The organism is Pseudomonas sp. BLCC-B112 (genome assembly GCF_028550695.1).
Classification (GTDB): domain Bacteria; phylum Pseudomonadota; class Gammaproteobacteria; order Pseudomonadales; family Pseudomonadaceae; genus Aquipseudomonas; species Aquipseudomonas danubii.
Genome location: NZ_JAQQGK010000008.1, coordinates 278,200 through 294,708, shown reverse-complemented (window position 1 = coordinate 294,708; position 16,509 = coordinate 278,200). Strand labels below are relative to the sequence as shown.

The 16,509-nt window shown below is 59.6% G+C and carries 19 protein-coding genes; 1 reads left to right on the top strand and 18 read right to left on the bottom strand.

Annotated elements, in window-relative coordinates:
- Nucleotides 1-5: 5 nt before the first annotated feature.
- From rlmN to trmJ, 12 genes are all read right to left on the bottom strand, one after another.
- Nucleotides 6-1,154 carry a 23S rRNA (adenine(2503)-C(2))-methyltransferase RlmN gene (gene rlmN / locus PQT43_RS22325; RefSeq protein WP_102860398.1) on the bottom strand — a complete coding sequence of 383 codons (1,149 nt, stop codon included), beginning with the start codon at nt 1,152-1,154 and terminating at the stop codon, nt 6-8.
- Nucleotides 1,155-1,182: 28 nt separating this feature from the next.
- Nucleotides 1,183-1,608 carry a nucleoside-diphosphate kinase gene (gene ndk / locus PQT43_RS22320; protein ID WP_025129556.1) on the bottom strand — a complete coding sequence of 142 codons (426 nt, stop codon included), beginning with the start codon at nt 1,606-1,608 and terminating at the stop codon, nt 1,183-1,185.
- Between the two features lie 94 nt (nt 1,609-1,702).
- Nucleotides 1,703-1,903 carry a Fe-S cluster assembly protein IscX gene (iscX, locus tag PQT43_RS22315; protein ID WP_102860397.1) on the bottom strand — a complete coding sequence of 67 codons (201 nt, stop codon included), beginning with the start codon at nt 1,901-1,903 and terminating at the stop codon, nt 1,703-1,705.
- Nucleotides 1,904-1,917: 14 nt separating this feature from the next.
- Complete coding sequence (gene fdx, locus PQT43_RS22310; RefSeq protein ID WP_025129554.1) at nt 1,918-2,259, bottom strand: ISC system 2Fe-2S type ferredoxin; 342 nt, start codon at nt 2,257-2,259, stop codon at nt 1,918-1,920.
- 3 nt (nt 2,260-2,262) lie between these two features.
- On the bottom strand, nt 2,263-4,125 hold the full coding sequence (gene hscA / locus PQT43_RS22305) for a Fe-S protein assembly chaperone HscA (RefSeq protein ID WP_253084914.1): 1,863 nt from the start codon (nt 4,123-4,125) through the stop codon (nt 2,263-2,265).
- A 51-nt stretch (nt 4,126-4,176) separates the two neighbouring features.
- Entirely contained in the window at nt 4,177-4,698 is a 522-nt protein-coding gene (hscB, locus tag PQT43_RS22300) for a co-chaperone HscB (RefSeq protein ID WP_011063215.1), read from the bottom strand.
- Between the two features lie 8 nt (nt 4,699-4,706).
- The gene (gene iscA / locus PQT43_RS22295; RefSeq protein ID WP_007929524.1) at nt 4,707-5,030 is read right to left on the bottom strand and encodes an iron-sulfur cluster assembly protein IscA; all 324 of its coding nucleotides are present in this window, start codon (nt 5,028-5,030) and stop codon (nt 4,707-4,709) included.
- Nucleotides 5,031-5,072: 42 nt separating this feature from the next.
- Nucleotides 5,073-5,459 carry a Fe-S cluster assembly scaffold IscU gene (iscU, locus tag PQT43_RS22290; protein ID WP_007929523.1) on the bottom strand — a complete coding sequence of 129 codons (387 nt, stop codon included), beginning with the start codon at nt 5,457-5,459 and terminating at the stop codon, nt 5,073-5,075.
- A 94-nt stretch (nt 5,460-5,553) separates the two neighbouring features.
- The gene (locus PQT43_RS22285; RefSeq protein ID WP_102860394.1) at nt 5,554-6,768 is read right to left on the bottom strand and encodes an IscS subfamily cysteine desulfurase; all 1,215 of its coding nucleotides are present in this window, start codon (nt 6,766-6,768) and stop codon (nt 5,554-5,556) included.
- Between the two features lie 50 nt (nt 6,769-6,818).
- On the bottom strand, nt 6,819-7,310 hold the full coding sequence (iscR, locus tag PQT43_RS22280) for a Fe-S cluster assembly transcriptional regulator IscR (RefSeq protein WP_011063217.1): 492 nt from the start codon (nt 7,308-7,310) through the stop codon (nt 6,819-6,821).
- Nucleotides 7,311-7,546: 236 nt separating this feature from the next.
- On the bottom strand, nt 7,547-8,323 hold the full coding sequence (cysE, locus tag PQT43_RS22275; RefSeq protein WP_272754583.1) for a serine O-acetyltransferase: 777 nt from the start codon (nt 8,321-8,323) through the stop codon (nt 7,547-7,549).
- On the bottom strand, nt 8,323-9,096 hold the full coding sequence (gene trmJ / locus PQT43_RS22270) for a tRNA (cytosine(32)/uridine(32)-2'-O)-methyltransferase TrmJ (RefSeq protein WP_267268842.1): 774 nt from the start codon (nt 9,094-9,096) through the stop codon (nt 8,323-8,325). The genes cysE and trmJ overlap by 1 nt, the downstream gene beginning before the upstream one ends.
- Before the next feature lie 245 nt (nt 9,097-9,341).
- Between trmJ and suhB the strand changes: the two genes are divergently transcribed.
- On the top strand, nt 9,342-10,157 hold the full coding sequence (gene suhB, locus PQT43_RS22265) for a type III secretion system regulator SuhB (protein WP_011063220.1): 816 nt from the start codon (nt 9,342-9,344) through the stop codon (nt 10,155-10,157).
- A gap of 133 nt (nt 10,158-10,290) precedes the next feature.
- Here the strand turns inward: suhB and PQT43_RS22260 are convergent, their stop codons facing one another.
- The 6 genes from PQT43_RS22260 to queA all read right to left on the bottom strand — a co-directional run bounded on the left by PQT43_RS22260 (nt 10,291) and on the right by queA (nt 16,403).
- The gene (locus PQT43_RS22260) at nt 10,291-10,845 is read right to left on the bottom strand and encodes a glycine zipper 2TM domain-containing protein (RefSeq protein ID WP_253084915.1); all 555 of its coding nucleotides are present in this window, start codon (nt 10,843-10,845) and stop codon (nt 10,291-10,293) included.
- Between the two features lie 122 nt (nt 10,846-10,967).
- The gene (gene secF / locus PQT43_RS22255) at nt 10,968-11,882 is read right to left on the bottom strand and encodes a protein translocase subunit SecF (RefSeq protein WP_170001450.1); all 915 of its coding nucleotides are present in this window, start codon (nt 11,880-11,882) and stop codon (nt 10,968-10,970) included.
- Between the two features lie 9 nt (nt 11,883-11,891).
- Nucleotides 11,892-13,760: a protein translocase subunit SecD gene (secD, locus tag PQT43_RS22250; protein ID WP_253084916.1), complete on the bottom strand. Its 1,869-nt coding sequence runs from the start codon at nt 13,758-13,760 to the stop codon at nt 11,892-11,894.
- 62 nt (nt 13,761-13,822) lie between these two features.
- Nucleotides 13,823-14,161: a preprotein translocase subunit YajC gene (yajC, locus tag PQT43_RS22245; RefSeq protein ID WP_102880809.1), complete on the bottom strand. Its 339-nt coding sequence runs from the start codon at nt 14,159-14,161 to the stop codon at nt 13,823-13,825.
- A 47-nt stretch (nt 14,162-14,208) separates the two neighbouring features.
- The gene (gene tgt, locus PQT43_RS22240; RefSeq protein ID WP_161799191.1) at nt 14,209-15,324 is read right to left on the bottom strand and encodes a tRNA guanosine(34) transglycosylase Tgt; all 1,116 of its coding nucleotides are present in this window, start codon (nt 15,322-15,324) and stop codon (nt 14,209-14,211) included.
- Between the two features lie 14 nt (nt 15,325-15,338).
- Nucleotides 15,339-16,403: a tRNA preQ1(34) S-adenosylmethionine ribosyltransferase-isomerase QueA gene (gene queA / locus PQT43_RS22235; RefSeq protein WP_102860388.1), complete on the bottom strand. Its 1,065-nt coding sequence runs from the start codon at nt 16,401-16,403 to the stop codon at nt 15,339-15,341.
- Nucleotides 16,404-16,509: the final 106 nt, after the last annotated feature.

Genomic DNA, 16,509 nt, shown 5'->3' with positions numbered 1-16,509 from the left:
CTCTCTCAGGTACGGGTCGCGGCGCTTTGCGGCATATCGGCGTCGGCGCTCAGCTCACGCACGGCGATATAACGTTCGCTACGGCGGGTGCGATCCAGCACCTGCCCGACCAACTGACCGCAGGCGGCATCGATGTCTTCACCGCGAGTCGTGCGCACGGTGACATTGAAGCCGGCATGATGCAGTTGGTCCTGGAAACGACGAATGGCGTTGTTGCTCGGACGCTCGTAACCGGAATGAGGGAACGGGTTGAACGGGATCAGGTTGATCTTGCAAGGAATGTCCTTGAGCAACTCGATCATCTCAACCGCGTGTTCCAGCTTGTCGTTGACGTCCTTGAGCAGGGTGTACTCGATGGTCAGCACGCGCTTCTCGCCCAAGGAGGACATGTAGCGCTGGCAGGACTCCAGGAGCATCTTCAGCGGGTACTTCTTGTTGATTGGCACCAGCTGGTTGCGCAGCGCATCGTTGGGTGCGTGCAGGGACAACGCCAGGGACACGTCGATGTGCTTGGCCAGCTCATCGATCATCGGCACCACGCCGGAGGTGGACAGGGTCACACGGCGCTTGGAAATGCCGTAGCCCAGGTCGTCCATCATCAGGTGCATGGCGGCGATGACGTTGTCGAAGTTCAGCAGCGGCTCACCCATGCCCATCATCACCACGTTGGTGATGGCACGGTCGACGGTTGCCGGGACGCTGCCAAAGGATTTGTTGGCAATCCACACCTGGCCGATGACTTCGGCGGCGGTGAGGTTGCTATTGAAGCCTTGCTTGCCGGTGGAGCAGAAACTGCAATCCAGGGCACAGCCTGCCTGGGACGAAACGCACAGAGTGCCGCGCTTGCCCTGGGGAATGTACACGGTCTCGACGCAGCTGCCGGACGCCACGCGCACCACCCATTTGCGGGTGCCGTCGCTGGAGATGTCCTCGCTGACCACTTCCGGACCGCGAATCTCGGCAACGGCCTTGAGCTTCTCGCGCAAGGCCTTGCCGACATTCGTCATGGCGTCGAAATCATCGACGCCAAAGTGGTGAATCCATTTCATTACCTGACCGGCACGGAAACGCTTCTCCCCGATTGAGTCGAAGAATTTCTCCATTTCCGGTTGAGTCAACCCCAACAGGTTAGTTTTGCCGATCGATGTAGTCATGGTCTCACCCCTCACTCGCCAGCCTTACTCAGCGAGCGGTTACTTCAGTAGCTGCGAAGAAGTAAGCGATTTCGCGAGCAGCGGCAGCTTCGGAGTCCGAACCGTGAACGGCGTTGGCGTCGATGGACTCGGCGAAGTCAGCACGGATGGTGCCGGCAGCAGCTTCTTTAGGGTTGGTAGCGCCCATCAGCTCACGGTTGCGAGCAATGGCGTTTTCGCCTTCCAGAACCTGAACAACAACTGGACCGGAAGTCATGAAGGCAACCAGTTCGCCGAAGAAACCACGCTCGCTGTGCTCAGCGTAGAAGCCTTCAGCTTCAGCTTTGGACAGTTGCTTCATTTTCGAAGCTACAACGCGCAGGCCGGCTTCTTCAAAACGGGAAACGATCTTGCCGATAACGTTTTTTGCAACAGCGTCAGGCTTGATGATGGAGAAAGTACGTTGAACAGCCATGGTGTAACTCCAGAAACGGTGATTAAAGCGAAAAATTAAACCCGCGAATTATACGCGGGTTTATAGGGATTGCCTAACTGCGTAGCCCGCGGATTCAGTCCGCTTCGTCGATCCAGGCGGCCTGAATTGCTTCAAGAACCTTCTCGCCTCCGCGAGCCGGATCGTCGCTGAACTCTGGCAGTGCCAGAACCCATTGGTGCAAGTCGACAAAGTTCACATAACGCGGATCCACATCCGGCTTGGAATCAGCCAGCTGGATCGCGATTTCCAGTACATCAACCCACTTCAGACTCATGACGACTCCTTGAATCAGTGCGGCGCTTCGGCGGCATGGTTGAGTGAGTACTTGGGAATTTCAACGGTCAGGTCTTCATCACCAACGATGGCCTGGCACGACAGGCGTGACTGTGCTTCCAGGCCCCAGGCCTTGTCCAGCAAGTCTTCTTCCAGCTCGTCGGCTTCGTTCAGCGAGTCAAACCCTTCACGAATGATGCAGTGGCAGGTAGTGCAGGCGCAGACGCCGCCGCAGGCGCTCTCGATCTCGATGTGGTTGTCGTGGGCCACGTCGAGCACCGAAACACCAGGCTCGACCTCGACAACCAGACCGTCCGGGCAGAACACGGCGTGTGGCAGAAAAATGATCTGCGGCATCAGTTATTCCTCGATTTCATTCAGGTTGCGCCCCGCCAACGCGGCTTTCACCGTCGAATCCAGGCGGCGGGCAGCAAAGGCATCGGTCACTTGCGACAGACGCTTGGTCTGCTGCTCGATGGCGTAACCATCGGTACCACGCATCAATTCACTCAGTTCCTGCATCTGCTGCTCGATGACCATGCGCTCTTCAGCGTCCAGCAGACGATCACCATCGGCGTCCAGGGCGCCCTGCACAGCCTCGATCAGGCGCTGAGCATCAACCTGCTGCTCACGCAGCACGCGGGCCACCTTGTCGTCACCGGCGTACTGGAAGGAGTCCTTGAGCATCTTGGCGATTTCGCCGTCGGTCAGGCCGTAGGACGGCTTGACCTGAATGCTGGCTTCAACCCCCGAACCCAGCTCTCGGGCAGAGACACTGAGCAGGCCATCGGCGTCGACCTGGAAGGTCACGCGAATCTTCGCCGCACCGGCCACCATCGGTGGGATGCCACGCAGCTCGAAGCGCGCCAGGGAGCGGCAGTCACTGATCAGCTCGCGCTCGCCCTGCAGCACATGAATCATCATGGCCGTCTGGCCATCCTTGTAGGTGGTGAAGTCCTGAGCACGGGCAACCGGGATGGTGGTGTTACGCGGAATCACCTTCTCCATCAACCCGCCCATGGTTTCCAACCCCAAAGACAGCGGAATCACGTCCAGCAGCAGCAATTCGCCGCCTTCACGCTTGTTGCCGGCCAGGGTATCGGCCTGGATCGCGGCACCAATGGCCACCACTTGATCCGGATCGATCTCGGTCAACGGCTGGCGACCGAACATTTCAGCCACCGCTTCACGCACACGCGGCACGCGGGTCGAACCGCCCACCATGACCACTGCCTGCACTTCGTCCAGCTCGACATTGGAGTCGCGAACGGCACGACGGCAGGCCTTGAGGCTGCGGGCAACCATAGGCTCGATCAGGGCGTCGAAGGCCTCGCGAGTCAGGGCGGCGCGCCAATCGCCATGCACCACTTCCACGGATGCAGCACTGGTCAGGGCTTCCTTGGCCGCACAGGCGGTTTGCAACAGATTGCGCTGGGTGCCTGGGTCCAGGTCGGCGGACAGGCCCGCGCCCTCGATGATCCAGCCGGCAATGGCGTGATCGAAGTCGTCGCCACCCAGGGCGGTATCGCCACCAGTAGCCAGCACTTCGAAGACGCCGCCAGTCAGGCGCAGGATGGAAATATCGAAGGTACCGCCGCCCAGGTCATAGATCGCCACCACACCCTCGGCGTGCTGGTCCAGACCGTAAGCCACGGCAGCTGCGGTCGGCTCGTTGAGCAGGCGCAGCACATTCAGGCCAGCCAACTTGGCCGCATCCTTGGTGGCTTGACGCTGGGCATCATCGAAATAGGCCGGAACGGTAATCACCGCACCTACCAACTCGCCCCCCAGGGCCGCCTCAGCACGCTGACGCAAGACCTTGAGCACTTCAGCCGATACCTCCACCGGGCTTTTCGGCCCCTGGATGGTCTCGATGAACGGCATATGCGACTCACCATCAACGAAGCGATAAGGCAGTTGCTCACCCAATTGCTTGACGTCGGACAGGCCGCGCCCCATCAGGCGCTTGACCGAGAGCACGGTGTTCAGGGGATCGCTGGACGCAGCCAGGCGGGCGGATTCACCCACTTCGACGCGGTCGGCGTGATAACGCACGGCCGACGGCAGAATCACCTGACCCTGCGCGTCAGCCAGAGGCTCGGAAAGACCACTGCGCAAGGCAGCAACCAGCGAATTGGTGGTACCCAAGTCGATCCCCACAGCCAGACGACGCTGGTGCGGTTGAGGACTTTGGCCGGGTTCGGCGATCTGCAGTAGGGCCATGCTTATCTGGACTTATCTGTATATCAGGCGTGCGACCGGAGCGGCACTGGGTTAATCGTCGAGGCGCTCTTCTAACTGGCGCACTTCGTAGGTGAGCTTGTCGAGGAACTGCATGCGCCGCATCAGGCGTTCGGCCTGCTCGCGTTGCGCTGCATCATCCCAACAGGCTGCGAAGCTTTCGTTCAGTTCATCCTGTGCAGTCTTGAGTCGACGCTTGAATGCTGCCACTCCAGCCAAGTCGGCGCTGTCCTGCAAGTCTTCGAGTTCTTCGCGCCACTGCATCTGCTGCAGAAGAAACTCCGGATCATGCACCGTGACTTCCAGCGGCAACTCACCGCCATTCAAGGCCAGAAGATAACGAGCACGCTTTGGCGGACTCTTGAGGGTCTGGTAAGCCTCGTTGAGGCTCGCCGACTGCTCCAGGGCCAGACGTTGCTCGCGCTCGGAAGCATCGGCAAAACGGTCGGGATGAACCCCACGCGCCAACTCACGGTAGCGCGCAGCCAACTGCTCGAGATCCAGACGGAAGCTCGGTTGCAGTTCAAATAAAGCGAAATGACAAGGAGTACCCACAAGAAGCCTCAGATGTTGAAGCTTTCGCCGCAGCCACATTCACCGCGCACGTTGGGGTTGTTGAACTTGAAGCCTTCGTTCAACCCTTCCTTGACGAAATCAAGCTCGGTGCCGTCCAGATAGGTCAGGCTCTTCGGGTCGATGATCACTTTCTCGCCGTGACTTTCGAACACCTGATCGTCCTCGCCGATCTCGTCGACGAACTCCAGCACATAGGCAAGGCCGGAACAGCCTGTGGTGCGAACACCCAGACGAATCCCATCACCCTTGCCGCGCCCATTGAGGGAGCGTCGCACGTGTTGAGCAGCCGCTTCTGTCATGCTGATAGCCATCGTGACTCCTTACTTGTCGCCAAATCTGTGAAAGCCGATCGATCAGATCAGGCCTTTCTTCTGCTTGTAGTCGCGAACGGCGGCCTTGATGGCGTCTTCGGCGAGCACCGAGCAGTGGATCTTCACTGGAGGCAGGGCCAGCTCTTCAGCCAGCTGGGTGTTCTTGATGGTTTCGGCTTCATCCAGCGTCTTGCCCTTCATCCACTCAGTGGCCAGGGAGCTGGAAGCAATGGCGGAACCGCAGCCGTAAGTCTTGAACTTGGCGTCTTCAATGATGCCCTGCTCGTTGACCTTGATCTGCAGGCGCATCACGTCGCCGCAGGCTGGAGCGCCGACCATGCCGGTGCCGACATCCGGATCTTCCGCGTTCATCTTGCCGACGTTGCGCGGGTTCTCGTAGTGGTCGATGACCTTTTCGCTGTAAGCCATGATTCTTAATCCTCACTCATCAGAGAGTCGCTCTTGGGTTCTGCAAATCGCCGTTATCGGGACGCTCTACAGAACCCTGTGCGGCGACTTATATTCAGTGCGCCGCCCACTCGATCTTCGAGATATCGACGCCATCTTTGTACATGTCCCACAGCGGCGACAGAGCGCGCAGCTTGGTAACGGCTTCGCAGACTTTCTGCGCCGCGTAATCGATTTCTTCTTCGGTGGTGAAGCGGCCGAAGGTGAAGCGGATCGAGCTGTGAGCCAACTCGTCGTTACGACCCAGGGCACGCAGCACGTACGAAGGCTCGAGCGAAGCCGAAGTACAGGCCGAACCGGAAGACACTGCCAGATCCTTAAGGGCCATGATCAGCGACTCGCCTTCAACGTAGTTGAAGCTCAGGTTCAGGTTGTGCGGTACACGAGCCGTCATGCTGCCGTTGATGTACAGCTCTTCCAGGTGTTCAACCTGCTTGTAGAAGCGATCGCTCAGGGCCTTGATGCGAGCATTTTCGGCGACCATGTCTTCCTTGGCGACGCGGAAGGCTTCGCCCATGCCGACGATCTGGTGAGTGGCCAGGGTGCCGGAACGCATGCCGCGCTCGTGACCGCCGCCGTGCATGGTGGCCTCCAGGCGCACGCGAGGCTTGCGGCTGACGTACAGCGCGCCAATGCCTTTAGGGCCGTAGGTCTTGTGGGCAGAGAAGGACATCAGGTCGACTTTCAGGGCCTGCAGGTCGATTTCGACCTTGCCGGTGGACTGAGCACCGTCGACGTGGAACAGAATACCTTTGGAGCGGGTCAACTCGCCGATGGCGGCAATGTCGTTGATGGTGCCGATTTCGTTGTTCACATGCATGATCGAAACCAGGATGGTGTCGTCACGCAGGGCCGCTTCAACCATGGCCGGAGTGATCAAGCCATCTTCGCCCGGCTCGATGTAAGTCACTTCAAAGCCTTCACGCTCGAGTTGGCGCATGGTGTCCAGGACAGCCTTGTGCTCGATTTTCGAGGTGATCAGGTGCTTGCCCTTGGTGTGATAGAAATGCGCGACACCCTTGATTGCCAGGTTGTCGGACTCGGTTGCACCGGAGGTCCAGACGATTTCACGCGGATCAGCGTTAACCAGGTCGGCCACTTGGCGACGGGCATTCTCCACCGACTCTTCGGCCTTCCAGCCGAACACGTGAGAGCGGGACGCCGGGTTACCGAAGTTTCCGTCGACCAGCAGGCATTCACTCATTTTTTGCGCAACACGCGGATCGACCGGCGTGGTCGCTGAGTAATCAAGGTAAATCGGCAATTTCATGGACTCTCTCCTAAATCAGGCTGGCTGGCGTGCCGCTAGCTCTTTGGCTGTCATTCGACGGCGGACGCTTCAATCTTGTCCAGGCGCGGCGCCTTACCATTACAACGGCGCTGGTCCTGACGCTGGGCTACTTCTTGTACCTCACGGCGAGTAACAAGATCAGCCAAGCTGATACCGCTCAGAAATTCGTGAATCTGCAGGCTCAAGTCGCACCACAGGTGATGGGTCAGGCAGGTGTCGCCGGCATGGCAATCACCCAGCCCCTGGCATTTGGTTGCATCGACCGATTCATTCACCGCATCGATCACCTGAGCCACCTGAATCCCCTGCATGTCACGGGACAGCTGGTAGCCGCCACCAGGACCACGGACGCTGGACACCAGGTTACTGCGGCGCAGTTTGGCGAAAAGCTGTTCGAGGTAGGACAGGGAGATGCCTTGGCGCTCAGAGATATCGGCCAGGGAGACCGGGCCATGTTGCGCGTGCAACGCCAGATCAAGCATGGCGGTCACGGCGTATCGGCCTTTAGTAGTCAGTCGCATGGACAAGTACCACGGAGTTTCGGAATGGACGCGAGTATGCAATACCCGAGTAATCGAGTCAACTATAAGACCAACTACTTTAGTCGGGTTTACCCGCAAAAGAGCGCGCGAATCATAGCAAAGTCTGCGACGTAATGGCACAGCAGGATGGCAACACCTGACCTACGGGTCACTCAAAGGGTATTAGGGCCTTTCGCTAGCAAGCAGGCCCCACAAAAGGGGCCGGTTTTGCGCCATCAGCCGACCTGACTGCCGTCCTTGCCTTTGACTTCAGCGAAGTCTTCTTCACGCAATTGAGGCAGATCCTTGGCACAGTAATCACTGCCCAGATCCTTCAGCGCGCCACACATATCCTCCAGACGACCATCGACTGCCTGCAGGTGATCCAGCAACTGCCCGATAGCACGAGCCACCGGATCCGGCATGTCCTCGCCGACACCGTAGGCATCGAAACCGAGTTTTTCCGCCATGGCCTTGCGCTTGGCCGCCTGCTCGTCGCTGGACTTCATGATGATCCGCCCAGGAATGCCCACCACCGTCGCTCCGGCCGGCACCGCCTTGGTCACCACCGCATTGGAACCGACCTTGGCCCCCGCCCCCACAATGAAGGGACCCAGCACCTTGGCGCCCGCCCCCACCACCACGCCGTCTTCCAGGGTCGGATGGCGCTTGCCCTTGTTCCAGCTAGTGCCACCCAGCGTCACCCCTTGATAGAGGGTCACGTCATCACCGATCTCGGCGGTCTCGCCAATGACAATGCCCATGCCATGGTCAATAAAGAAGCGACGGCCGACTTTGGCTCCCGGATGAATTTCGATCCCGGTCATCCAACGACCGAAGTTCGACACCAGCCGCGCCAGCCATTTCCAACCCATGCCCCACAAGGCGCCGGACAAACGATGAATCCAGATCGCGTGCATGCCTGGGTAGCAGGTCAACACCTCGAAGGCATTGCGCGCCGCCGGGTCACGATGAAACACGCTTTGGATATCTTCACGCAGACGCTCGAACATCACTGATCCTTCCGCTTTTGTAGCTCTCCACGGGCCGCTTTCTGGGTTTCCGTGAGAATGCCACGCAATATATTCATTTCCGCCCGGCTGACCGAGCTGCGACCGTATAACCGACGCAGGCGTGCCATCAAGTGCCGCGGCTTTTCCGGATCGAGGAAGTCGATGGCCACCAGCGTCTGCTGCAGATGCTCGTAGAACCGCTCCAACTCATCCATGGTCGCCAGCTCTTCACTGCGCGGCGAAGCCACTTCATCCTTCTCTACCTTGGTTGGCCGGCCTTGGGCCGCCAGCCAGGACATGCGCACTTCATAAGTCAGCACCTGCACCGCCGTGGCCAGGTTCAGCGAGCTGAACTCCGGGTCCGACGGAATATGCACGTGGAAATGACATCGCTGCAGCTCTTCATTGGTCAGGCCGGAATCTTCACGACCGAACACCAGGGCGATCTGCGCACCCTGCCCGGCTTCCTCTACCACCTTGAGACCGGACTCACGCGGATCAAGCAAGGGCCAGGGAATGCGCCGGTCGCGAGCACTGGTGCCAAACACCAGCGTGCAACCCGCCAATGCCTCCTCAAGGGTGGCAACTACCTGGGCATTGGCCAGGATATCGGTGGCACCGGAAGCACGCGCATCCGCCTCGTGAGACGGAAATACCCGGGGCTCCACCAGCACCAGCCGCGACAAGCCCATGTTCTTCATGGCACGCGCAGCCCCGCCGATATTGCCCGGATGACTGGTATTGACCAGGACGACACGAATGTTCTGCAGCAAGGGATGCGCTCTCGGACACGATAAGGGGGAGCAAATCTTACCGAACAGGCAAGACTCCCGCCTCAAAAATAACCACCCGACAGATTCCAGCGCTCCATAAAGGCGCCCAGCAACCGGCACAAACACTCGCCACCGGAGAACGCCACACAGCGGATCAATGCAATCAAAGCGAACACCAGCCTTCATCTGCAAAAGTTTTCTGCTAGAATGCTCGGCTTTCTTTAACAACCTTAGGTGACCTATCCATGCAGCCAATGCTGAATATCGCGCTGCGCGCCGCCCGCAGCGCCAGTGAATTGATTTTCCGCTCCATCGAGCGCCTGGATACCATCAAGGTCGACGAAAAAGACGCCAAAGACTACGTATCCGAAGTTGATCGCGCTGCCGAGCAGAAGATCATCGACGCGCTGCGCAAGGCCTACCCGACCCACGCCATCCTCGGCGAAGAAACCGGCCTGCACGCTGGCAGCGGCGAAGGCGAAGACTATCTGTGGATCATCGACCCACTGGACGGCACCACCAACTTCCTGCGCGGCATCCCGCACTTTGCCGTGAGCATCGCCTGCAAATACCGTGGTCGCCTGGAACACGCCGTGGTCCTGGACCCGGTTCGCCAGGAAGAATTCACCGCCAGCCGTGGCCGTGGTGCCCAACTGAACGGTCGCCGCCTGCGTGTCAGCGGCCGCACCAGCCTCGACGGCGCCCTGCTGGGCACCGGCTTCCCATTCCGTGACGACCAGATGGACAACCTGGACAACTACCTGGGCATGTTCCGCGCCCTGGTTGGCCAGACCGCCGGCATCCGCCGCGCTGGTGCTGCAAGCCTGGACCTGGCCTACGTGGCCGCCGGTCGTTTCGACGCTTTCTGGGAGTCGGGCCTGTCCGAATGGGACATGGCAGCTGGCGCCCTGCTGATTCAAGAAGCCGGCGGCCTGGTGAGCGACTTCACCGGCGGTCACGACTTCCTGGAAAAAGGCCACGTGGTAGCTGGCAACACCAAATGCTTCAAAGCGGTCCTGACCGCCATCCAGCCGCACCTGCCGGCTTCGCTGAAGCGCTAAGCGCCAGCGACAAAAAAAGCACCCCAAGGGGTGCTTTTTTTATGTCCGCAAAACCCGACCTGTAGGAGCCGGCTTGCCGGCGAAGGCGATCTCAAAGCCCATTCGCCGGCAAGCAACCCCCTACAAGCGGGGGTTATTGGCCGGGTTGATTCTGGTTCTGAGACAGAATCAGACGCCCCTCTTTATCCACCGGAATCTGGTTGCCCGGATCACGATCCATGCGCACCTGGCCTTGCTTGCCGCCCAAGTCGTACTTCACGTCATAACCCACGACTTTCTCACTGATGTCATTGACTGTATTACAGCGAGTCTGGGTGGTGGTGTAGGTGTCACGTTCCTGCATGCCTTCCTGCACCTTGTTGCCGGCATAGCCACCGCCAACCGCACCCGCCACAGTGGCGATCTTCTTGCCATTACCACCACCAATCATGCTGCCCAGCAGACCGCCGCCCACCGCACCCGCCACGGTACCCAGGATCTGATGCTCATCCTTGACCGGGCGCTGGCGAGTCACGGCGACGTCCTTGCAGACTTCACGAGGAGTCTTGATCTGTTGTTTGACCGGCTGTACGGCCAGCACTTGCGCATACTCAGGGCCGCTTTTAACCAGGCTGTAGGTGGCAACAGCACCCCCGGCGGTGACACCGACAGCACCCAATACCGCACCAACCAGCAACGACTTGTTCACGTGAACCTCCTGACCATACAAACGGGACTTGGCCCGCGCTTCTCCCAGCGTTGGAGCAATAAAAAAGGCGCGAGTTCAACACTCGCGCCTTTTTAACTGACAGCCGGAAAAGGGCTAGATCCTCATGGACGGTCGTCCACTTCCTTCTCGGTATTGGCCGGAGGAATCAGATCCTCGCTGTTCAGGTTCAGCCAGATCAGCACCACGTTGGCGATGTAGATCGACGAGTAGGTACCCGCCAGAACACCGACAAACAGGGCGATGGAGAAGCCCCACAGGTTGTCGCCACCAAAGAACAGCAGCGCGATGATCGCCAGCAAGGTGGAGATCGAAGTCGCCATGGTCCGTAGCAGGGTCTGAGTGGTCGAGATGTTGATGTTCTCGATCAGACTGGCCTTGCGCAGCACACGGAAGTTCTCACGCACCCGGTCGAACACCACGATGGTGTCGTTGAGGGAGTAACCGATGATCGCCAGCACCGCCGCCAGCACCGTCAGGTCGAAGGTGATCTGAAAGAACGAGAGGATGCCCACCGTCACGATCACGTCGTGGATCAGCGAAACGATCGCGCCCACCGCGAACTTCCACTGAAAGCGGAAGGCCAGGTAGATCAGGATGCCGCCCAGGGCCATGAGCATGCCGAGGCCGCCCTGATCCCGCAGCTCTTCACCCACTTGCGGACCGACAAACTCGACGCGCTTGACCTGCGCCGGGTTGTCACCGCCAACCTTCTGCAGCGCCTCGGCCACCTGGTGGCCCAGTTGCGGGTCTTCACCCGGCATCCGCACCAGCAGGTCGGTGGTCGCACCGAAGCTCTGCACGATGGCTTCGTGATAACCGGCATCGTTCAGTTGCGAACGCACCTTCATCACATCAGCCGGACGCTCGTAGGTCAGCTCAATGAGCGTACCGCCGGTGAAGTCCAGACCGTAGTTCAACCCCTTGTTGAACCAGCTGAACAACGCCAGAACGGTGAGGAGCACAGTGACGCCGAACGCAAAATTGCGGACGCCCATGAAGTTGATAGTACGTAACATGGCAGCCCCTTAAATCCACAACTTCTTGAAGTCACGACCGCCGAAGATCAGGTTGACCATCGCGCGGGTCAGCCAGATGGCCGTGAACATCGAGGTAAAGATCCCGAGGGACATGGTCACCGCAAAGCCCTTGACCGGGCCGGTGCCCATGGCAAAGAGGATACCGCCCACCAGCAAGGTGGTCAGGTTGGCATCGAGAATCGCGGTGAATGCCCGGCCGAAGCCTTCGTTGATTGCCCGCTGCACACTCATGCCGGCGGCGATCTCTTCACGTATCCGCGAGAAGATCAGTACGTTGGCGTCCACCGCCATACCCATGGTCAAGACGATACCGGCGATACCCGGCAGGGTCAGCGTCGCCCCCAACAGGGACATCAGGGCCAGCAGCAGCACCATGTTCAATGCCAGGGCCACAGTGGCGATGACACCGAAGAAACGGTAGATGGCGATAATGAACAGCGACACGAACAGCATGCCCCACAGGGACGCATCGATACCCTTGGTGATGTTGTCAGCACCCAGGCTTGGACCGATTGTGCGCTCTTCGGCGAAGTACATCGGCGCCGCCAGACCACCGGCACGCAGCAGCAGCGCCAGTTCGGAAGACTCGCCCTGGCCGTTCAGGCCAGTGATGCGGAACTGGCTGCCCAGCGGCGACTGAATGGTCGCCAGGCTGATGATCTTCTTCTCTTCCTTGAAGGTCTGCACCGCCACGTCTTTCTCGACACCGTTCACCACTTGCTTGGTGTAGGTGGTGGTCGGCTTCTGCTCGATGAAGATCACCGCCATGCTGCGACCGACATTGCTGCGAGTCGAACGGTTCATCAGCTCGCCACCGTGACCATCAAGCTTGATGTTCACCTGTGGACGGCCTTGCTCGTCAAAGCCGGCCTGGGCATCGGTCACCTGGTCACCGGTGATGATCAGGCCACGCTCGATCAGTGCGGGAGGACGATTGCCCTCACGGAATTCGAAGGACTCGGAAGTCGCCTTGGAAGCACCCGGCTCGGCGGCCAGACGGAATTCCAGGTTGGCGGTCTTGCCCAGGATCCGCTTGGCTTCAGCGGTGTCCTGCACGCCCGGCAGCTCAACCACGATACGGTTGGCACCCTGACGCTGAACCAGAGGTTCGGCCACACCCAGCTCGTTGACCCGGTTACGCACGGTGGTCAAGTTCTGCTTGATGGAGTATTCACGGATTTCCGCCAGCTTGGCCGGGGTCATCGCCAGACGCAGCACCGGTTGGCCATTGAGGTCGGCCGGTACGATATCGAAATCGTTGAAGTTCTTGCGGATCAGCGAACGAGCCTGTTCACGGCTGTCTTCATCGCTGAAGCCCAGCTGGATGGCGCCATTGAGCTGCGGCAGGCTGCGATAGCGCAGGCGCTCTTTGCGCAGCAGGCTCTTGACGTCGCCTTCATAGACTTTCAGGCGGGCGTCGAGGGCTTTGTCCATGTCCACTTCCAGCAGGAAGTGCACACCACCGGACAAGTCCAGACCCAGTTTCATCGGGTGCGCACCGAGGTTGCGCAGCCATTGCGGAGTGGTTTGCGCCAGGTTCAACGCCACCACATAGTCATCGCCCAGCGCCTTGCGCACTACATCCTTGGCCGGAAGCTGGTCTTCCTTGTTGGTCAAGCGCAGCAGGCCACCCTTGCCGTTGGCAGCAATGGAAGCAGCCTTGACCTTGATACCGGCGTCGGTGAGCGCTTTGCTCGCACGATCCAGATCCGCCTGAGTGACCTGCAACGCAGTGCTCGCACCGCTGACCTGAATGGCCGGATCATCAGGGTATAGATTGGGAGCGGAATAAATAAAACCGATCGCCAGCACCGCCAGGATCAGTAGGTACTTCCACAGAGGATATTTGTTCAGCATCACGCCGCCCGTTTATGACGCGGGGCGCCTTGCGCGCCCCGTCGATTGGTAAAAGATGAAACTTAGATGGCTTTCAGCGTGCCTTTTGGCAGCGTGGCAGCGATCGCGCCCTTCTGGAACTTCAGCTCAACGGAGTCCGACACTTCCAGAACCACGAAGTCGTCGGTCACCTTGTTGATCTTGCCGGCGATACCGCCAGTGGTCACAACTTCGTCGCCTTTCTGCAGGCTGCTCAGCAGGTTTTTCTGCTCTTTGGCGCGCTTGGCCTGCGGGCGCCAGATCATCAGATAGAAGATGACCAGGAAGCCAACCAGGAAAATCCACTCGAAACCAGTGCCAGCAGGACCGGCAGCGGCAGGTGCAGCGGCGTCCGCATACGCGGCAGGGATCAAAAAGCTCATTTAACACTCCGATAATTGCAAAATTAGTGGCTTAACGTCTTTAGAACTTATTCTAAAGGCGGCACGGGTAACCCGCGTTTGGCATAGAAGGAATCGACAAAGGCGGCCAATGTACCTTGTTGAATAGCCTCGCGCAAACCAGCCATAAGACGCTGGTAATGGCGCAAATTATGGATGGTATTGAGCATACTCCCGAGCATTTCCCCGCACTTGTCCAAGTGATGCAGATAGGCACGGGAGAAGTTCTGGCAGGTGTAGCAATCACAAGTTGGGTCCAGCGGCGAATCATCATGGCGATGGAACGCGTTACGGATTTTCAGCACGCCTGTATCGATGAACAGATGCCCATTGCGGGCATTGCGGGTTGGCATCACGCAATCGAACATGTCCACACCGCGGCGCACACCCTCAACCAGATCTTCCGGCTTGCCAACTCCCATAAGGTAACGAGGTTTGTCGGCAGGCATCTGGCCCGGCAGGTAGTCCAGGACCTTGATCATTTCATGCTTGGGCTCGCCCACCGACAGGCCACCGATGGCCAGGCCGTCGAAGCCGATCTTGTCCAGGCCTTCCAGGGAACGCATGCGCAGGTCCTGGTGCATGCCACCCTGAACGATGCCAAACAGCGCCGCCGTGTTGTCACCGTGGGCATTCTTGGAACGCTGGGCCCAGCGCAGGGACAGCTCCATGGAGATCCGCGCCACATCTTCATCGGCCGGGTACGGGGTGCACTCGTCGAAAATCATCACGATGTCCGAACCCAGGTCGCGCTGCACTTGCATCGACTCTTCCGGGCCCATGAACACCTTGGCACCGTCCACCGGCGAGGCGAAGGTCACGCCCTCTTCCTTGATCTTGCGCATGGCGCCCAAGCTGAACACCTGGAAACCACCGGAATCGGTGAGGATCGGCCCATTCCACTGCATGAAGTCATGCAGGTCACCGTGAGCCTTGATCACCTCGGTGCCTGGACGCAGCCACAGGTGGAAGGTGTTGCCGAGGATGATCTCGGCGCCGGTGGCGACGATATCCCGTGGCAGCATGCCCTTGACCGTGCCGTAGGTGCCCACCGGCATGAAGGCCGGGGTTTCCACCGTACCGCGGGGGAAGGTCAGGCGACCGCGACGAGCCTTGCCATCAGTGGCCAGAAGCTCGAAGGACATACGACAAGTGCGACTCATACAGTTTCCTCGGGGGCCAGATCCTTGGGAGCGGTTGGCGCGGGATTACGGGTGATGAACATCGCATCACCGTAGCTGAAAAAGCGGTATCCATTTTCCACCGCGGCGCGATAGGCGGCCATGGTCTCGGGATAACCGGCGAACGCCGAAACCAGCATCAACAGCGTGGATTCCGGCAGATGGAAGTTGGTCACCAGGGCATCGACCACATGGAACGGCCGGCCCGGGTAGATAAAGATATCGGTGTCGCCGCTGAACGGCTTGAGCACACCATCGCGCGCGGCACTTTCCAGGGAACGCACACTGGTGGTGCCCACCGCCACCACCCGACCACCGCGAGCACGGCATGCGGCAACCGCATCCACCACGTCCTGGCCGACTTCCAGCCACTCGTGATGCATATGGTGATCTTCAATACGCTCGACCCGCACTGGCTGGAAAGTGCCGGCGCCGACATGCAGGGTCACGAACGCAGTCTCCACGCCCTTGGCGGCAATGGCCTCCAGCAGCGGCTGGTCGAAATGCAGCCCCGCCGTAGGCGCCGCAACAGCCCCCAGACGCTGGGCGTACACGGTCTGATAACGCTCACGGTCCGCGCCTTCATCCGGGCGGTCTATATAAGGAGGCAACGGCATGTGCCCGACCCGATCCAGCAGCGGCAGCACCTCCTCGGCAAAACCCAGCTCGAACAGCGTGTCGTGGCGCGCCAGCATCTCGGCCTCGCCACCGCCGTCGATCAGGATCTTCGACCCAGGCTTGGGCGACTTGCTGGAGCGCACATGGGCCAGCACACGATGGCTGTCCAGCACCCGCTCGATGAGGATCTCCAGCTTGCCGCCGGAGGCCTTCTGGCCAAACAGACGGGCCGGAATCACCCGGGTATTGTTGAACACCATCAGATCGCCCGGACGCAAATGCTCCAGCAGATCGGTGAATTGACGGTGGGCCAAGGCGCCGGTTGGCCCATCCAGGGTCAACAGACGGCTGCCGCGACGCTCGGCCAAAGGATGGCGGGCGATCAGCGAATCAGGAAGCTCGAAGGTAAAGTCAGCAACGCGCATGATGGGGTTCGTCTAGCAGGGCCGGAAAGTTTAGCGGAATAACTAAAAATTGACCACGAAAGCCGATTGACCAACGGTAACTGCCTCTCTATACTTCGCCGCCATT